The following is a 16,216-nucleotide window of genomic DNA, read 5'->3' as shown; positions in this document are numbered from 1 at the left end:
GTCAAGGCCTTTAGCTCCGAGACGTCCAGCGCTCCTGCCTATTACCTGGATACCTTGACGCTCGTCCCCACGACAGATGCCCTGCATTTCAAGGTGAGCGACCAGAACCGCGAGCGTGTTTCGGCGTTCCGCTGAGACATGCGATGTACGTCGGGCCACGCCGGATCAATGCCCCGGCGTGCCACCCGATGCAAAAGGCGGCTTGGCGAACCAGATCGCGATCATGGCCAGGCCGAAGATAAGCCCGAAGATCCAGAACACGTCGTTCACCGCCAGCGTGGCCGCCTGCATGTCCACCAGGCGGTTGAGCGCCGCGTTCGCGGGTGGACCCTGCACCCCCAGCGCCTGGAAGCGGTCCAGGTATTCGGTGGTAGCGCGATTGCCCGCGCTCACGTTTTCCACCAGCACCGCGTGGTGGTACGTGGTGCGGTGCGAATACATCGTGGTGCTGACCGCGGTGGCGATGCTGCCCGCCAGTGTGCGGAAGAAGTTGGATAGCCCCGACGCGCTGGCCACTTCGTCGTCCGGCATGCCGGAGAGGATGATCTGATTCACCGGCACGAAGAACAAAGCGATGCCCGCACCCATGCAAAGGCGCGGAATGGCCAGCTCCCCGTAGGGCGCGTTGGTGCTCAGCGTCGACATGTAGAACGACGCCGCGGCGAACACCGCGAAGCCGATGGTGTTGAGCAGTCGCAGGTCGAACTTGTTCTGGAATACGCCGACGATGGGCGATAGCACGATGGCCAGGATGCCGATGGGCGCGACCACGAAGCCCGCCCAGGTGGCGGTATAGCCCAGGACCTCCTGCACCCACATCGGCATGACCACGGTGCCGCCGAAGAAGGCGAACATGCCCAGCGACAGGCACAGTACGCCGACGAAGAAGTTGCGTTTGCCCAACAGGCGCAGCTCGACCACGGGATGCTTGTGCATCAGTTCCCACGCGATCAGGAAGGTGATGCAGACCAGCGAGACGATCGCCAGCACGGTAATGGTCTTGGACGTGAACCAGTCGTCGTCGTTACCGTTGTCCAGCATGAACTGCAGGCAGCCTACGCCCACCGCCAGCAGGAACAGGCCGATCGCATCGATCGGCATCTTGGTGACTTTGGACTCGCGATCACGCAGCAGGGCGTACGTCACCACCACGGCGAAGATGCCCACCGGGATGTTGATGAAGAAGATCCACGACCAGTGGTAGTTGTCGGTGATCCAGCCACCCAGGATCGGGCCGAACACGGGCGCGACCACCACTGTCATTGCCCATAGCGCCAGCGCGATGGGTCGTCGCGCCACCGGGTAGTTGTTCAGCAGCAGGGTTTGCGACAACGGCACCATCGGGCCCGATACCGCGCCCTGCAGCAGGCGGAAGACGATGAGCATGGGCATCGAGGTGGAGAACCCGCACAGCGCGGAGAACACCACGAACAGCGCCACCGAGGTCATGAAGGTACGCACCTCGCCGAAGCGCCGTGCCACCCAACCGGTCAGCGGCTGCATCACCGCGCTGGCCATCGAGTAGGCACTGATCGCCATGGTGCCTTCGTTGCTGCTGACGCCCACGTTGCCGGCGATGGTACGCACCGACACGTTGACGATGGAGATGTCGAGCACCTCCATGAACGTGGCCAGCGCCACGCCCGCGGTAAGCAGCACCAGCGCGCCGCCGGTGAGCGGCGGCCTGGACCCGCCGTTGCCGTTCTGCCCGGCCATCGATCAGCCGCCGCGCTTGGCCGCTACCGGCTTCGGGGTTGCATCCACCGTGTTCTCGCGGATGATCTGCTCGGCGCGCTGGTCGGCCTCGCCCATCTCCTGCTCGTAAACGTTGGTGCTGGCCAGCGGCTTGCTACGCGGCGTTTCCGAGAGCACGCGGCCGTCGCGGTCGTGCGTGTCCACGTTCACGTCGGTGGACAGGCCGATGCGCAGCGGGTGCTTGCGCAGGTCCTCCGCGTCGATGGCGATGCGTACGGGCAGGCGCTGCACCACCTTGATCCAGTTGCCGGTGGCGTTCTCGGCGGGCAGCAGCGAGAACGCGCTGCCGGTGCCGGCGTTCAGGCCCACCACCTTGCCGTGGTATTCCACGTCCGAATACATGTCGGTGGTGAGCTTCACCGGCTGGCCGATGCGGATGTGCTCCAGCTGGGTTTCCTTGAAGTTGGCATCGACCCACAGGTCGGCCAGCGGCACCACGGTCAGCAGGTCCTGACCCGGCTGGATACGCTGGCCCACCTGCACCTGGCGACGCGCGGCGTAGCCTTCGATGGGCGAGACGATGGCGTTGCGGCCGCTGTTCACCCATGCGTTGCGGAACTGCGAACGGGCCTGGATCACCGCGGGGTAGGTCTCTACGGTGGTGCCATCGACCTGAGCGTGCGCCGCGGCGGCCTCGCGCTCGGCCGCGTCCAGCGCCGCCTTGGCCTGCTGCATCTGGCGCTTGCCGTTGTCCACTTCCTCGGCGGACACCGCGCGACGCTCGAGCAGCGGATGGCGGCGGTTGTAGTCGTCACGTGCCTGTTCGTACTGGGCGCGACGCTGCGGGATGGCGGCATCAGCCTGATTGGCCTGCTGCATCTGTGCCTGGGCCTGGCGCACGGCCTGGGCCAGCTGGCCCTCCGCATTCATCAGGCTGACCTGGGCATCGACGGGGTCCAGCTTGATCAGCACCTGGCCCTGGTGCACCCGCTCGGTTTCCTCCACCCCCACCTCCACCACCGTGCCGGCCACACGGGACGAGATGGTCACCATGTCGCCCTTGACGTAGGCATCGTCGGTGGTCTCGCGCTGCGACAGCACGAAGATGTAGTAGAGCAGCCAGCCGATGCCGGCCAGCACGAACACGGCGGCGATGATCGACAGGACGATGACCTTCTTGCGTTTGGCCTTGGGGTCGTCTTCCTTCTTGTCCTCGTCCTTGCCGTCCTTGCCGTCTTTCTTGTCCTTGTTCTGTTCCTTATCGTCCTTGTCGCCGCCCCGCTTTCCGGCGTCCTTGTCCTTTTCCTTTTCCTCGTCCCTGCCGTCGTCGTCTTCATCGCCGGCATGCTCGTCGCGCTCACCGCGCGGCGATTCGTCGCCGTACTTGTGCAGGTACTTGTAACGGTACTTGTAGGGCTGCGGCGCGAGGCCGTCACCGTTACCTTCGCCGGGCGTTTCGTAGTCAGGGGTCATCGCGGGGAGTCCTTGCCGGCGGCGGTGGCCGGAAGAGCGGGCAGGTCGTCGGCGTGGTAGCCGCCGCCCAGTGCATGGATAAGGGAAAGGTTGGCGGAGAGCATCTGGCTGGTGAGCTGCAGGCGGGCGTCGCGCTGCTGGTCGAGCTGCATGTCGGCGTTGAGCCAGGTGCGGTCGTCGATCAGGCCCTTGCTCCGGCGATCGGCCGCCTTGGACTTCTGCGCCGCGGTGGCCTCGTACTGGCGGTCCACCTGTACGCGCTGGGCGTCCAGCGCCTGCAATTGCGCAATGCCCTGTGAGATGTCGCCGGCGGCCTGCACCACGGCGCCGTCGTACTGGGCCACGGCGCTGTCCAGCTGCGCCTGCGCGCTCTCGAACTGGGCCCGCAGCCGGCCGCCGCTGAAAATCGGTAGCTGCACCGATGCGCCCAGGTTCCCAAGCGTGAGGTCGGTACGCGTGCCGGAGCCCAGGTCGGGATACGTGCGCAGGAAGGCCCCAAGCGCCATCAGGCTCACATCGGGGTAGTAGGCCTTGCGCGCCTGGTCGATGGTCTTCGACGAGGCTTCGATCTGCCAGCGCGCGGCGGCGATATCCGGGCGCCGGGCCAGCAGTCCGATGCGGGCGTCGTCGGGCAGGCGGGTATCCGGGGTGGGCAGCGGCGAGGGCGTCAGGTTGCCGAGATCCTTCGGCGACACGCCGGCCAGTGCGGCGAGCTGGGCCAGGTCGAGGCTGGCCGCGCCTTCCAGCTGCGCCACGTTCTGTCGCGTCTGCGCCAGCTGGGCATCGGCCTGGTCGAGCGCGGTGGGATCGTCCAGGCCGGCGTGCACCCGCAGCTCTACCAGGTCGCGGTATTGCGACGAGCTGTCGGCCGCATGGCGGGCCACGGCCAGGCGGGCCTGCTGGGCCTGCCAGTCGAAATACGTGTTGACCACGTTGTACTGCAGCGAGGTGGCGGCGGACGCCCGTTCGGCCTCGGCGGCGCGCGCCTGCCCGACCGACGCCTGCACGGCTGCCTTCTGCTTGCCCCAGAGGTCCAGGTCCCACGTGGCCAACGCGCCGGCCACGCCGCTGTTGCTCCAGCTCTTGCCGGGATTCAGCTGGAAGCCTTGCGCGCTGCCCGTGGCGCCCGGCATCTGCCCCTTGAGCGAAACGTCGTTGTAGCCGTGGCCGCCGTTGACCAACCCACGCACCTGTGGGTTCAGTTCGGCCTTTGCCGAGTCCACCGCCCGCAGCGCCGCGCGATAGCGCGCCTCGGCCTGCTCCATGTTCGGCGAGCCGCGCATGGCCAGGTCCACCACGCGGTCCAGCTGTGCGTCGTCGTAGCGCTTCCACCATTCCGGCTGCGGCCATCCCGCCTGGCTGGTCGGCAGGCCAGCGATCGGCACCTCGTCGCGCGGCACGAAGGCGGGCGGACGCACGGCCGGGGCGCAGGCCGCCAGCATCAAGGCCGCAGCGAGAACGGCAACGCGGAGGCCGCCGCTCCGGCGGCGGTGCCGATGGGGATTGGGCATGGAAGGGTCCGTTGAATACAGGCGGGCGGCCGTGAAACCGCCGTATCGCGTCGGCGAAAATTACCAGCCGGCGGCGTGGGCGGTATGTGACGGTTCATCCAGTGAAGCAAGTCGCAAGGAATGGTGAGCCGGTGCCGCTAAGCTAGGCGATCCTGTTCCGCGACCGGATGCCACGCACGTGAATGACCTGATCAGCGCCATCCTCCTCGGCATCGTCGAGGGGATCACCGAGTTCCTGCCTGTCTCCAGCACGGGCCACCTGCTCATTGCCGAACGCTGGCTCGGGGCCCGGTCCGACCTGTTCAACGTGGCTATCCAGGCCGGCGCCATCCTCGCGGTCACCTTCATCTACTGGCGCACCCTGTGGAGCCTGGTGGTGCACTGGCGCAAACCCGAGACCCGCGACTACGTGATGAAGCTGGGCGTGGCTTTCCTCATCACCGCAGCGCTGGGCCTGGTGGTGACCAAACTGGGCTTCAAGCTGCCCGAGACGATCACCCCCGTCGCCTGGGCGCTGATCGTCGGCGGCCTGTGGATGATCGTGGCGGAGAAAGTGGCGGCGGATCGACCCGACCAGGTGGCGGTCAGCTGGCGCGTCGCCATCCTGGTAGGCCTGGCCCAGATGGTGGCCGGCATCTTCCCCGGCACGTCACGTTCGGCCGCCACCATCTTCGTCGCCATGCTGGGCGGTACCACCAACCGGGCCGCGGCCACGGAGTTCACTTTCCTCGTCGGCATCCCGACGATGTACGCGGCCACGGGCTACGAACTGCTGAAGACGTTCACGCACGGCGGCGCGGCGGGCGAGGACTGGACGGGCCTGGCCGTGGCCTTCGTGGTGTCCACGCTGGTCGCGTTCGTGGCGGTGAAGTGGCTGCTCGGCTACATCCGCTCGCATCGCTTCACGGTGTTCGCCCTGTACCGCATCGTGCTGGGCATCGCCCTGCTGCTGTTCCTGCCCGCCGGCGGCTGACCCACGCCCTACGCCGGCGGCACGACGCCGGTCAGGCCACGGCGGCGATCGGCTCCGGCTCGGCCAGCGCCACCTGGCGCAGACGCGCCAGTTCGGCTTGCTGCTGTTCCACGATCTTGCATTGCGGCGTGCTGGTGCGCTGGAACAACTCGCTGGTCCACTCGATGAACGCCTGCACGCGCGCCGACAGATGGCGTTTCTGCGGGTAGACGATCCACAGGTTGGAGCCGGTGGAGATCGTGTCGGTCATGATGATTTCCAGCGCGCCCTTCTGCAGCGCCGAGGCGGCCAGGCAATGCGGCGCCTGGATGATGCCCAGGCCGGCGATGGCCGCCTGGATGACCGATTCCCCATCGTTGATGAGCATGTGGGCATCCACGTCCACCGACACGCGACCGCCGGGTGAGTCGAACTGCCACTGGTAGGGCTTGCCCGTGCTGGGGTGCACGAAGTTGACCGTGCGGTGTGCCTTGAGGTCGTCGATGCGGGTCGGTGTGCCGTGGCGCGCCAGGTACGACGGCGCGGCGCACAGCACGTTGCTGAAGTGGCCGATCTTGCGCGCGATGAGGCTGGAATCGGCCAGCTCGCCCATCCGGATGGCGCAGTCGAAGCCGCCTTCGTTCAGGTCGAACGGGAAATCGCACATCGTCAGTTCAAGCCGAATATCCGGGAACCGCTGCTCGAATTCCGCGAGGTTCGGAATGATCGCGGCGCGACCGATGGCGGACGACGCGGCCACGCGCAGCTTGCCCACGGGCTTGGTCTTGGCGTAGCCCAGGGCCTCGGTGGCCTCGGTGAGGTCGGCAAGGATCTCCTTGCAACGCAGGTAGAACGCGGAGCCATCGTCGGTCAACCGCAGCGAACGTGTCGAGCGGAAGAACAGCCGCGCACCCAGGCTTTCCTCCAGCCGGGAGATGGCCCGGCTGACCCCGGACGGGGTCATTTCGAGTTGCATGGCCGCCGACGAGAAGCTCTTGGCTTCCACTACGCGGACGAAAACGCTGATCGCTGAAAAGTCTTCCACGGTCGACCCCGCTGGACGGATTCGTGACTGGGCGTCACAGGCGGGGTGATTGTAGACCCATTTTTCGCTTGCGGGGCAAGACCTAGATTACGCCACCTGGGTGGAACCGGCTTGACCTCGAGCGCGCTTGAGGTCGTACGCTCCGCCGCCTTGCCGTTCCCCCGCCTATTTCGACACATCCAGGACACCCCGCCATGAAGAAGAAAATCCTGCTCGGTTCGGCCGCCCTTGCGGTCGCCGTCGCCTCGGCGCTGTGGCTCGGCGGCGGTGGCGCTCCCTCGCATGCCGCCGAAACGGCCATGGCGATGCCCACGCCCGACGTCACGGTGGCCCAGGTGGTGTTGCGCCCGGTGTCGGACGCCAGCGGGTTCACCGGACGCATCCAGGCCGTGGACTCGATCCAGATCCGGCCCCGGGTCGGCGGCTACATCGACAGCGTGCATTTCCGGGAAGGCGCCACGGTGAAGAAGGGCGACCTGCTCTTCACCATCGATCCGCGCCCGTACCGCGCGGAAACCGACCGCCTGGCCGCCAACCTGGCCCAGGCGCGCGCCGAGGCGAAGAACGCCGAGGCCAACACCGCGCGCGGCGCCAAGCTGGTCCAGCAGCACGCCGTGTCACAGGAGGAAGCCGACCGGCTCGACACCGCGGCCGTGAGTGCGAAGGCACAGGTCGCGTCCGTCCAGGCTGCCATGGACGCGGCGCGCCTCAACCTGTCGTTCACCGAGGTACGCGCGCCCGTCGACGGCAAGGTGAGCAACGCGCAGATCACCGCCGGCAACCTGGTCACCCCCAGCGACACGCTGACCAGCGTGATCACGGTGGACCCGATGTACGTGTACTTCGACGTGGATGAGCAGACCTTCCTCAAGCTGGACCGCCTGCGCCGCCAGGATGGTCACGCGCCGGACGTGCGGATGGGCCTGGCGGATGAAACCGGCTACCCGCATACCGGCAGGATCGACTTCGTCGACAACCAGGTGCGGGCCGGCGCCGGCACCATCCGCCTGCGCGCCGTGTTTCCCAACGCCGATGGCGCGTACACCGCCGGCTTGTTCGCCCGCGTGGAACTGCGCAGCGGCACCACCCAGCCGCGCGCATTGATCGACGACAAAGCCGTGGGCACCGACCTCGGTAACAAGTTCGTCTACGTGCTGGGCAAGGACAAGAAGGTGGAATACCGCCGCATCGCCACCGGCGCGCTGGTGGACGGCCTGCGCGTGGTCGACAGCGGGCTGACCGCGGACGACGTGGTGATCGTCAACGGCTTGCAGCACGTGCGGCCGGGCATGGACGTGAACGCCAAGCGGGTCGCGATGGCCTCGCTGGTACCGGAAGGCACGCGCACCCTCGCCATGGCGCGGAACCAGGACTGATCGATGAAAATCGCCCAATACTTCGTCAACCGCCCGATCCTCGCGGGCGTGCTGTCGGTGCTGTTCCTGATCGCCGGCGGCATCGCCGTGTTCAGGCTGCCGATCAGCGAATACCCCGAGGTCGTGCCGCCCACCGTCGTGGTCAAGGCCAGCTACCCCGGCGCCAACCCCAAGGTCATCGCCGAAACGGTGGCCACGCCGCTGGAGGAACAGATCAACGGCGTCGAGGGCATGCTGTACACGTCTTCGCAGGCCACCAGCGACGGACAGATGACCCTCACCGTGACCTTCGCGCTGGGCACCGACCTGGACAACGCGCAGGTGCAGACGCAGAACCGCGTGGCGCAGGCACTGCCCCGCCTGCCCGAGGAAGTGCAGCGCCTGGGTGTCACCACCACCAAGAGCTCGCCCGACCTGACGATGGTGGTGCATCTCACCTCGCCCGACCATCGCTACGACATGCTCTACCTGTCGAACTACGCACGCACGCGCATCAAGGACCAGCTGGCCCGCCTGGACGGCGTGGGCGACGTGCAGCTGTTCGGCGCGGGCGAGTACAGCATGCGCGTGTGGATGAATCCCGAGAAGCTGGCCATCCGCAACCTCACCACGGGCGACGTGATCAAGGCCGTGCGCGAGCAGAACATCGAGGTGGCGGCCGGCTCGCTCAACGCACCGCCGGGTCCGAATTCCAACGCGTTCCAGGTCAACATCAACACGCGCGGCCGCCTGGTCACCGAGGACGACTTCCTCAACATCATCGTGCGCAGCGACGCCACCGGTTCGGTCACGCACCTGCGTGACGTGGCGCGCGTGGAGCTGGGCTCGAACAACTACGCGCTGCGCAGCCTGCTGAACAACCGCGAGGCCGTGGCCATCCCGATCTTCCAGCGGCCCGGCTCGAACGCGATCGCCATCTCCGACGAGGTGCGCGCGCAGATGGCCACGCTGAAGAAGGACTTCCCGCAGGGCGTCGACTACTCGATCGTCTACGACCCGACCGTGTTCGTGCGCGGCTCCATCGAGGCCGTCGTGCACACGCTGTTCGAGGCGATCCTGCTGGTGGTGCTGGTGGTGATCCTGTTCCTGCAGACCTGGCGCGCGTCGATCATCCCGCTGGTGGCCGTGCCGGTGTCGCTGATCGGCACGTTCGCGGTGATGTACCTGGTCGGCTTCTCGCTCAACGCGCTGTCGCTGTTCGGCCTGGTGCTGGCCATCGGCATCGTGGTGGACGACGCCATCGTGGTCGTGGAGAACGTGGAGCGACACATCGAGCACGGGCTGGACCCGAAGGCGGCCACGCGCCAGGCGATGACGGAAGTCACCGGCCCCATCGTGGCGACGGCGCTGGTGCTGTGCGCGGTGTTCGTGCCGGCCGCCTTCATCAGCGGCCTCACCGGCCAGTTCTATCGCCAGTTCGCGCTGACCATCGCCATCTCCACGGTGATCTCGGCGTTCAACTCGCTGACCCTGAGCCCGGCGCTGTCCGCCATCCTGCTCAAGGGCCGCGACGAGCCGAAGGACAGGCTCACGGTGTGGATGGAGCGCAGCCTGGGCTGGCTGTTCCGCCCGTTCAACCGTGGCTTCGAGCGTGCGTCGCACGGCTATGTCAGCGGCGTGCAGAAGGTGTTGCGTTTCTCCGCGGTCATGCTGGTGCTGTACGTGGGCCTGGTGGCGCTGGGCGTGCTCGGTTTCGCGCGGACACCCACGGGCTTCGTGCCGACCCAGGACAAGCAATACCTCGTGTCGTTCGCGCAGCTGCCCGATGCCGCCTCGCTGGACCGCACCGAGGGCGTGATCCGCCGCATGGGCGACATCGCGCTGAAGGACCCGGGCGTGGAGAGCGCCGTGCAGTTCCCCGGCCTGTCGATCAACGGCTTCACCAACAGCACCAACGCCGGCATCGTGTTCGTCACGCTGAAGCCATTCGAGGAACGGCGTGCGGCCGACCTATCGGCCGAGGCGATCGCGGCACGACTCAACGGGCAGTTCGCCGGCATCCAGGATGCCTATATCGCGATCTTCCCGCCGCCGCCGGTCAACGGCCTGGGCACGATCGGCGGTTTCCGCATGCAGATCGAGGACCGCGGCGACCTGGGCTTCGAGGAACTCTACAAGCAGACGCAGGGGATCATCGCGGCCAGTCAGAAGACGCCGGAACTGGCCCACCTGTTCACCAGCTTCCAGGTGAGCGTGCCCCAGTACGATGCCGATATCGATCGTGAGAAGGCGAAGTCCGAAGGCATCGACCTGGGCGACGTGTTCCAGACCATGCAGGCGTACCTCGGCTCGCTCTACGTCAACGACTTCAACCGCTTCGGTCGCACTTACCAGGTGAACGTTTCCGCGGAGCCGTCGTTCCGCCACGAGCCGTCCGACATCGTGGGCCTGAAAACCCGCAACGCCGCCGGCGACCTGGTGCCGCTGGGTTCGTTCCTCACGGTACGCCAGACCAACGGCCCGGACCGCGTGCAGCACTACAACGGTTACCCCACGGCCGAGATCAACGGCGGCGCGGCACCGGGCTACAGCACCGGCCAGGCGCAGGCGGCGATGGAGAAACTGGTCAAGGCCAACCTGCCCAACGGCATGACCTATGAGTGGACGGAACTGACCTACCAGCAGATCCTCGCCGGCAACACGGCGGTGCTGGTGTTCCCGCTGTCCGTGCTGCTGGTGTTCCTGGTGCTGGCGTCCCTGTACGAAAGCCTGAGCCTGCCACTGGCGGTGATCCTGATCGTACCGATGGTGCTGCTGTCCGCGATCGTCGGCATCATCGTCACCGGCGGGGACAACAACATCTTCACCCAGATCGGCCTGATCGTCCTGGTGGGCCTGGCGTGCAAGAACGCGATCCTCATCGTCGAGTTCGCCCGCGAAGCGGAGATCGGCGGCATGAACCGCGTGGATGCCGTGCTCGAGGCCGCGCGCCTGCGACTGCGTCCGATCCTGATGACCTCGTTCGCCTTCATCATGGGCGTGGTGCCCCTGGTGACCTCGCACGGCGCCGGTGCGGAAATGCGCCATGCCATGGGCGTGGCGGTGTTCGCCGGCATGCTCGGCGTCACCTTCTTCGGCCTGATCTTCACGCCGCTCTTCTATGTGCTGATCCGCGGCTGGAACGAACGCACCGAGGTGCGTCGTCGCGAGCGCCGCGAGCGTCGCCTTCTCGCACACGCGGCCCGGGAGTCGTAAGCCATGACCTTTATTCCTCGCAGTACCGCGCTGTTCGTCGCCCTCGTCCTTGCCGGCTGCGCCAGCGTGGGTCCGGACTACCATCCGCCCGTGCAGGCGCCGGTGACCTTGCAAGGGGTCGACGCCGCGCACCAGAACAGCGGCGACGTGCAGGCACGCTGGTGGACGCAGTTCGGCGATCCCACCCTCGACGCGCTGATCGTCCGCGCGGCGAAGGGTGCGCCGGATCTCCGGATCGCCACGGCCCGGCTCAACCAGGCACGCGCTGCGCTCGGCACGGCACGGTCGCAGCAGGTGCCCGACGTGGAAACCGTCGCATCGTTCCAGCGCAGCCGCGGGCAACAGCCGGGCTTCAGCGAGCAGCGCACCACGGTGACCCAGTACCAGGCGGGCTTCGATGCGTCGTGGGAGCTGGACCTGTTCGGCGGCATTCGCCGTTCGGTGGAAGCCGCACGGGCCGACGCCGCGGCCGGGGAGGCCTCGTTGCAGGACGCGCAGGTCACCCTGTTTGCCGAGGTGGCGCGCAACTACTTCGACCTCCGCGGCACCCAGTTACGGATCGACGTGGCCCGGCGTGACATCGCCAACCAGCAGGATTCGCTCAAGGTCATCCAGGCCCGGGTCGATGTCGGCACCGGCGCGGAACAGGACCTGGCCAGCGCCAAGGCACGGATGGCCGCGGTGGAAGCGCAATTGCCGGTGCTGCAGACCCAGGCGCAGGCCGACACGTTCCGGCTGGCGGTGCTGCTGGGTGCGCGGCCGGGTGAGCTGGATGTCGACCTCTCGCCGGCGACGTTCAAGCCGATCGATGTCAGCCTGGCGATCGGCGGCGCCGACGACGTGCTGAAACGGCGTCCGGACATCCGTATCGCCGAGCGCGAACTGGCCGCCGCCAACGCGCGCATCGGCGTGGCCAAGGCCGATTATTTCCCGCATATCTCGCTGGGCGGGTTCATCGGTTTCCTTGCCGGTCGCAGCAACGATTTCGGGGGTGCCGACTCGCGTGCCTTCCAGCTGGCACCGAGCATTTCGTGGTCGGGGCTGAACGTGCAGCGCGTCGCTTCGGGCGTGCGCGGCGCACGGGCCCGCGCGGAAGAGGCGCAGGCCAACTACGACCGCACCGTGCTCACTGCGCTGGAAGATGTCGACAACGCGCTGGTCGGTTTCAACCAGCAGCGCGTGCGCGTGGAGAAGCTGGTGGTCCAGGCCAGCGAAAGCCGCCGCGCGGCGGAACTGGCCAAACTGCGCTACGACGCCGGCCGCACCGACTTCCTCGAACTGCTCGATGCCCAGCGGACACAGCTATCGGCCGAGGATCAGCTGGCGGAAGCCGAGGCGGCGACCAACACGCGTGCCGTGCAGCTTTACAAGGCCATCGGCGGCGGCTGGCAGGCCTGCGGCAACGAGGCCTGCAGCGAGGTGGCGAAGACGCCATGACCGCTGCGACGCTTCATCGGCTACCGGTGGCGAGGCCCCGCTCGACCCCGCTGGGCGTGGAGCCGCCGCTCGGCCAGCGCGTGGCGCTGGTGAGCGGCGCCAACCGGGGCATCGGTTTCGAGGTGGCGAGGCAACTCGCCGCGCTCGGTGTCACGGTGTTCGTCGGAGGTCGCGAGATGGCGCGGGCCGAGAAGGCGGCACGCACCCTCCGCGAAGCGGGCGGCGTCGCGCATGCGCTACGCCTGGACGTCACGCGGGCGGCGGACATCCAGGCCGCCGTCGCCGCCATCGAGGGACGACTGGGCCGGCTGGACATCCTGGTCAACAACGCCGGCGGGTATTTCGACACGGGTAGCCGCGCCTCGCGGCCCGACCTGGACACGATACGCGGCGCGCTCGAGGTAAACCTGCTGGGTGCATGGTGCCTGACCGCGGCGGTGTTGCCGCTGATGCGTCGGCACGGTTACGGTCGCGTGGTCAACGTGTCCAGCGAATGCGCCACGCATGCCATATGTGGCGACGATGCGCCGGCATACCGCATCTCGAAGGCCGCGCTCAACGCGTATACGCAGGTGGCCGCCAAGGAACTGGAAGGCAGCGGCGTGCTGGTCAACGCCGTGTCCCCCGGCTGGACCGCCACGGCCCTGGGCGGCAGCGGTGGACGGCCGGTGGCCGAGGGTGCACGCGGCGTGGTGTGGGCCGCGCTGTTGCCGGAGCGCGAGGCGATCCATGGCAGGTTCTGTCGCGACGGCGAGGCGATCGCCTGGTAACGCCGCGTGTGGTGGGGCGTCAGCGCGAGATGATGTGCGCGAACCACTCCCACCCGCGGAGACGGGCGGTGATCAGCTTTACGCAGGTCAGCATCGGTACGGCAAGCAAGGCGCCGGGAATGCCCCATAGCCAGCCCCAGATCAACAGCCACAGCAGGATCGCCACGGGGCTGAGCCGGGAACGGCGCCCCTGCAGCATCGGCGTGAGCATGTTGCCCTCGATGGCGGTGATGCCGGCGAACGTGGCGGCCGGCAACAGGGCCGGGCCCAGTTCCTGGAAGTGCAGCACGCCCACGATGGCCAGCACGGTCGTGGTGGTGATCGCGCCGACGTACGGAATAAAGTTCGCCACGGTAGCTACCGTGCCCCACAACAGCGGGTCGGGCACGCCGTAGAGATAGAGCATGCCGGCGGTGACCAGCCCCAGCGTCACGTTGATCGCCGCGGTGAGCAGCAGGTAGCTGGATACTTCTACCTGGATGCTGCGCACGATGCTCACCGTGTGCCGCTTGTAGGCGAAGGTGGGCGATATTTCCACGGCACGCCGCAGGATCTCGTCGCCGTACACGAGGAAGAAAAACACCAGCAGGGCCACCGTCAGCACGCTGGCCAGCACCTTCGGCGCACCAGCCACGATGTCCCAGGCGGTGAAGGCGAATCCCGTAGCCGCCTGTGGCGCGTTGCGCGCGACCGCGCCGCCGACCAGGTTCTGCGTGGCCCGGCTGGCCGCTTCGATCTGCTGCGTCATCGGCTTGATCTTGGGCGCGAACGCCCGCATCGCCGTCGGCGCCTCGTGGAACCAGTTCAGCGCGGGCGTGGACAACGTGGCGATGGCCGAGACCAGCCCGACGCCAAGCATCACCATGACGGTCACCGCGGCCAGCCAGCGCGGGATGCGCACGCGCGCCGCGACGACGACGATGGGATTCAAGGCCAGGCCCATGAAACCGGCCAGCACCAACGGCACCAGCAGCGACTTGCCCAGCACCACGGTATAGACCAGCGCCAGCAGGATCATGCCGGTGAGGGATATGCGGATCGCCTTGAGGTGCCGCGAGATGCGACGGGTGCTGCGACTGCTGCCGGGCTTGCGACGGGGCCTTACGGGCAGGGTCGCCAGCGCCGCTCCGGGCGCCGCCGTTGTCGACAGGGGCGTAGTCAACGACCCGGGCGGCTCGCTCATGACGCGTCGTCGGCTACGTCGGCCGTATCGGCGGCGTCCCCGGCAAGATCGCCGAGCAGGCTGCCCGTGGCCATCGAGATCACCTTGCCGATGATGTCCGCGGTGCCGCCGGCCACCAGGCCGCTGACGCCTGGCACGGCAAGCGGGTTGAGCTTGATGTTACTGAGGAGAAAGCCGGCACCGGTGGCGATGCCCACCACGGTAAGGGGATGTTCGTAGCCGCGGGCGATGATCGACGCCGCCGGTTCCACCACCTCCGCACGCGCCGCCGTGACGCGCGCCTTGGCGGCAGTAACCTTGGCCATGCTTCTGAAAATGCCCATCGTCTAGACCCCTGCCTTCGCTTCGCCTTCCGCCTTGCCCTGGCGCACCGCTTCCCTGGCAAGGCTGGCCAGTTCGTTACGGGTACCGGGAAGGCTGATCCAGTGCATGCAGCGCTTGAACACGAGGATCGCAGCCACCAGCAATACCAACTGTAGGCCAGCCAGGGCGGTGAGCGCCCACGCCCAGGAGCCAAACCACTGGGCAAGACCCCAGCCAGCCAGCGCCAGCAGCGTAAGTCCCAGCGCCACGGCAAAGACGATAGCGGCCAGGCCCATGAACAGCATCATGACGATGCCTGCCCGCGCCAGGCCCAACTCCGCACCGGCCAGGGCGAACTGCGCCGCGAACAGGTTCTTCAGGCCGCCGCCCAGACGACGCAGGTCGTCGATCCAGGCAGGCATTGTCAGGGACGGGCGCGCCGGACCCGCGCTATCCGCGGTCGGTTCGTTCACGTCGCTGCGCCCCGAGGGAATGTCTTCCTGCATGTGTCATTGCCCCCGGGACAAAGGATCAGTTGCGAAGGATACGACCAGCCAGCCAGCCGGCGGCAAGCGCCATGGCGATGGACTGTACCGGCTTCTCGCGCACGTAGTCGCGGGCTGTATCGAGCCAGTCGTTCGCGGTGTCCACGGCATCGCCATAGACTTCCTTGCCGCGCACCTTGGCTTCCTCGGCTTTTTCGGCGGCACGCGTGGCGCCCTGGGCGGCCTTGTCGGTGGCCGTGTGCAGCGTGTTTTCCACCTTGTCGGCAGCACGGTCCACGGCGTCCTTGGTGCGGTCCACGGCGTCGGAGGTAGCCTGCTTCACACGCTCGGCGCGCGCGTCGATGCGCTCGGCGGCCGACACGTTGTTCGCGGCGGCGGTCGCTGCATTGGCAGCCTGGTCGAGGGGATTGTTCATGACGTGCACTCCGAAAGGACGGGATGGGACAAGTTAGAGCGGAGGGGGTGATGCTGGAGTCATCGCAAGCGCCGGCGGCCTGGGCCGCCGGCTCGCGTCGACCTTACCGGCCTCGGCCGCGGAAGAACGAGATGATGGCCAGGATCAGGAAGACGATGAACAGGATCTTGGCGATGCCGGCCGCAGTACCCGCGATACCGCCGAAACCGAAGACAGCCGCGATGATGGCGATGACGAGGAAAACGAGAGCGTAATGCAGCATGGGGAAAATCTCCGGCAGAATGGGACGCGACGCCATTTAGTCCCGGACCCTGCGCAGACCGCGTGAAGCCGCGCCGTCCTGCTCAAAGGCCGT

14 protein-coding genes are annotated in these 16,216 nt (G+C 67.4%); 5 read left to right on the top strand and 9 right to left on the bottom strand.

Annotation, left to right across the window (positions count from 1 at the left end; all coding sequences use genetic code 11):
• Positions 1–165: 165 nt before the first annotated feature.
• Genes QRN34_RS08685 through QRN34_RS08675 form a run of 3 tightly spaced genes read right to left on the bottom strand, consistent with a single transcriptional unit; the run spans position 166 to position 4,679 of the window.
• A complete protein-coding gene (locus QRN34_RS08685) occupies positions 166–1,716 on the bottom strand; it encodes a DHA2 family efflux MFS transporter permease subunit (RefSeq protein ID WP_285403825.1) in 1,551 nt (516 codons plus the stop codon).
• 3 nt (positions 1,717–1,719) lie between these two features.
• Entirely contained in the window at positions 1,720–3,168 is a 1,449-nt protein-coding gene (locus tag QRN34_RS08680) for an HlyD family efflux transporter periplasmic adaptor subunit (protein ID WP_285403823.1), read from the bottom strand.
• Positions 3,165–4,679 carry an efflux transporter outer membrane subunit gene (locus QRN34_RS08675; RefSeq protein WP_285403821.1) on the bottom strand — a complete coding sequence of 505 codons (1,515 nt, stop codon included), beginning with the start codon at positions 4,677–4,679 and terminating at the stop codon, positions 3,165–3,167. Before QRN34_RS08675 ends, QRN34_RS08680 begins: the two co-directional genes overlap by 4 nt.
• 178 nt (positions 4,680–4,857) lie before the next feature.
• On the opposite strand from QRN34_RS08675, the gene QRN34_RS08670 reads away from it, so the two are divergent.
• Positions 4,858–5,652, top strand: a complete 795-nt coding sequence (locus QRN34_RS08670) for an undecaprenyl-diphosphate phosphatase (protein WP_285403813.1) — start codon at positions 4,858–4,860, stop codon at positions 5,650–5,652.
• A 31-nt stretch (positions 5,653–5,683) separates the two neighbouring features.
• Here the strand turns inward: QRN34_RS08670 and QRN34_RS08665 are convergent, their stop codons facing one another.
• Positions 5,684–6,676, bottom strand: coding sequence for a LysR family transcriptional regulator (locus QRN34_RS08665; RefSeq protein WP_285403809.1), 993 nt, complete (start codon positions 6,674–6,676; stop codon positions 5,684–5,686).
• 194 nt (positions 6,677–6,870) lie between these two features.
• On the opposite strand from QRN34_RS08665, the gene QRN34_RS08660 reads away from it, so the two are divergent.
• The 4 genes from QRN34_RS08660 to QRN34_RS08645 are packed head-to-tail and all read left to right on the top strand — an operon-like array spanning position 6,871 to position 13,454.
• Entirely contained in the window at positions 6,871–8,052 is a 1,182-nt protein-coding gene (locus QRN34_RS08660; RefSeq protein WP_285403805.1) for an efflux RND transporter periplasmic adaptor subunit, read from the top strand.
• 3 nt (positions 8,053–8,055) lie between these two features.
• Complete coding sequence (locus QRN34_RS08655; RefSeq protein WP_285403802.1) at positions 8,056–11,247, top strand: efflux RND transporter permease subunit; 3,192 nt, start codon at positions 8,056–8,058, stop codon at positions 11,245–11,247.
• Positions 11,248–11,250: 3 nt separating this feature from the next.
• Entirely contained in the window at positions 11,251–12,684 is a 1,434-nt protein-coding gene (locus QRN34_RS08650; protein ID WP_285403796.1) for a TolC family protein, read from the top strand.
• Positions 12,681–13,454 (top strand): SDR family NAD(P)-dependent oxidoreductase, encoded by a 774-nt coding sequence (locus QRN34_RS08645; RefSeq protein ID WP_285403794.1) that lies wholly within the window; start codon positions 12,681–12,683, stop codon positions 13,452–13,454. The genes QRN34_RS08650 and QRN34_RS08645 overlap by 4 nt, the downstream gene beginning before the upstream one ends.
• Positions 13,455–13,473: 19 nt before the next feature.
• Here QRN34_RS08645 and QRN34_RS08640 read toward each other — a convergent pair whose 3' ends face one another.
• From QRN34_RS08640 to QRN34_RS08620, 5 genes are all read right to left on the bottom strand, one after another.
• On the bottom strand, positions 13,474–14,637 hold the full coding sequence (locus QRN34_RS08640) for an AI-2E family transporter (RefSeq protein ID WP_285403792.1): 1,164 nt from the start codon (positions 14,635–14,637) through the stop codon (positions 13,474–13,476).
• The gene (locus QRN34_RS08635; protein ID WP_285403789.1) at positions 14,634–14,942 is read right to left on the bottom strand and encodes a hypothetical protein; all 309 of its coding nucleotides are present in this window, start codon (positions 14,940–14,942) and stop codon (positions 14,634–14,636) included. Before QRN34_RS08635 ends, QRN34_RS08640 begins: the two co-directional genes overlap by 4 nt.
• Positions 14,943–14,963: 21 nt before the next feature.
• Positions 14,964–15,413 (bottom strand): ABC transporter ATP-binding protein, encoded by a 450-nt coding sequence (locus QRN34_RS08630; RefSeq protein WP_285403787.1) that lies wholly within the window; start codon positions 15,411–15,413, stop codon positions 14,964–14,966.
• 58 nt (positions 15,414–15,471) lie between these two features.
• Positions 15,472–15,861 carry a hypothetical protein gene (locus QRN34_RS08625; protein ID WP_285403786.1) on the bottom strand — a complete coding sequence of 130 codons (390 nt, stop codon included), beginning with the start codon at positions 15,859–15,861 and terminating at the stop codon, positions 15,472–15,474.
• A gap of 103 nt (positions 15,862–15,964) precedes the next feature.
• Complete coding sequence (locus tag QRN34_RS08620) at positions 15,965–16,123, bottom strand: DUF1328 domain-containing protein (protein ID WP_036143663.1); 159 nt, start codon at positions 16,121–16,123, stop codon at positions 15,965–15,967.
• Between the last annotated feature and the right edge of the window lie 93 nt (positions 16,124–16,216).

Source organism: Luteibacter sp. ME-Dv--P-043b (genome assembly GCF_030209605.1).
Taxonomy (GTDB): domain Bacteria; phylum Pseudomonadota; class Gammaproteobacteria; order Xanthomonadales; family Rhodanobacteraceae; genus Luteibacter.
This window is presented reverse-complemented; position numbering and strand designations above follow the sequence as displayed.

Bases quoted from the DNA above. Each gene is read 5' to 3' on its own strand.
- QRN34_RS08625 (WP_285403786.1), bottom strand. From the start codon at position 15,861: ATGAACAATCCCCTCGACCAGGCTGCCAATGCAGCGACCGCCGCCGCG.
- QRN34_RS08675 (WP_285403821.1), bottom strand. From the start codon at position 4,679: ATGCCCAATCCCCATCGGCACCGCCGCCGGAGCGGCGGCCTCCGCGTT.
- QRN34_RS08620 (WP_036143663.1), bottom strand. From the start codon at position 16,123: ATGCTGCATTACGCTCTCGTTTTCCTCGTCATCGCCATCATCGCGGCT.
- QRN34_RS08680 (WP_285403823.1), bottom strand. From the start codon at position 3,168: ATGACCCCTGACTACGAAACGCCCGGCGAAGGTAACGGTGACGGCCTC.
- QRN34_RS08655 (WP_285403802.1), top strand. From the start codon at position 8,056: ATGAAAATCGCCCAATACTTCGTCAACCGCCCGATCCTCGCGGGCGTG.
- QRN34_RS08685 (WP_285403825.1), bottom strand. From the start codon at position 1,716: ATGGCCGGGCAGAACGGCAACGGCGGGTCCAGGCCGCCGCTCACCGGC.
- QRN34_RS08645 (WP_285403794.1), top strand. From the start codon at position 12,681: ATGACCGCTGCGACGCTTCATCGGCTACCGGTGGCGAGGCCCCGCTCG.
- QRN34_RS08640 (WP_285403792.1), bottom strand. From the start codon at position 14,637: ATGAGCGAGCCGCCCGGGTCGTTGACTACGCCCCTGTCGACAACGGCG.
- QRN34_RS08635 (WP_285403789.1), bottom strand. From the start codon at position 14,942: ATGGCCAAGGTTACTGCCGCCAAGGCGCGCGTCACGGCGGCGCGTGCG.
- QRN34_RS08650 (WP_285403796.1), top strand. From the start codon at position 11,251: ATGACCTTTATTCCTCGCAGTACCGCGCTGTTCGTCGCCCTCGTCCTT.
- QRN34_RS08660 (WP_285403805.1), top strand. From the start codon at position 6,871: ATGAAGAAGAAAATCCTGCTCGGTTCGGCCGCCCTTGCGGTCGCCGTC.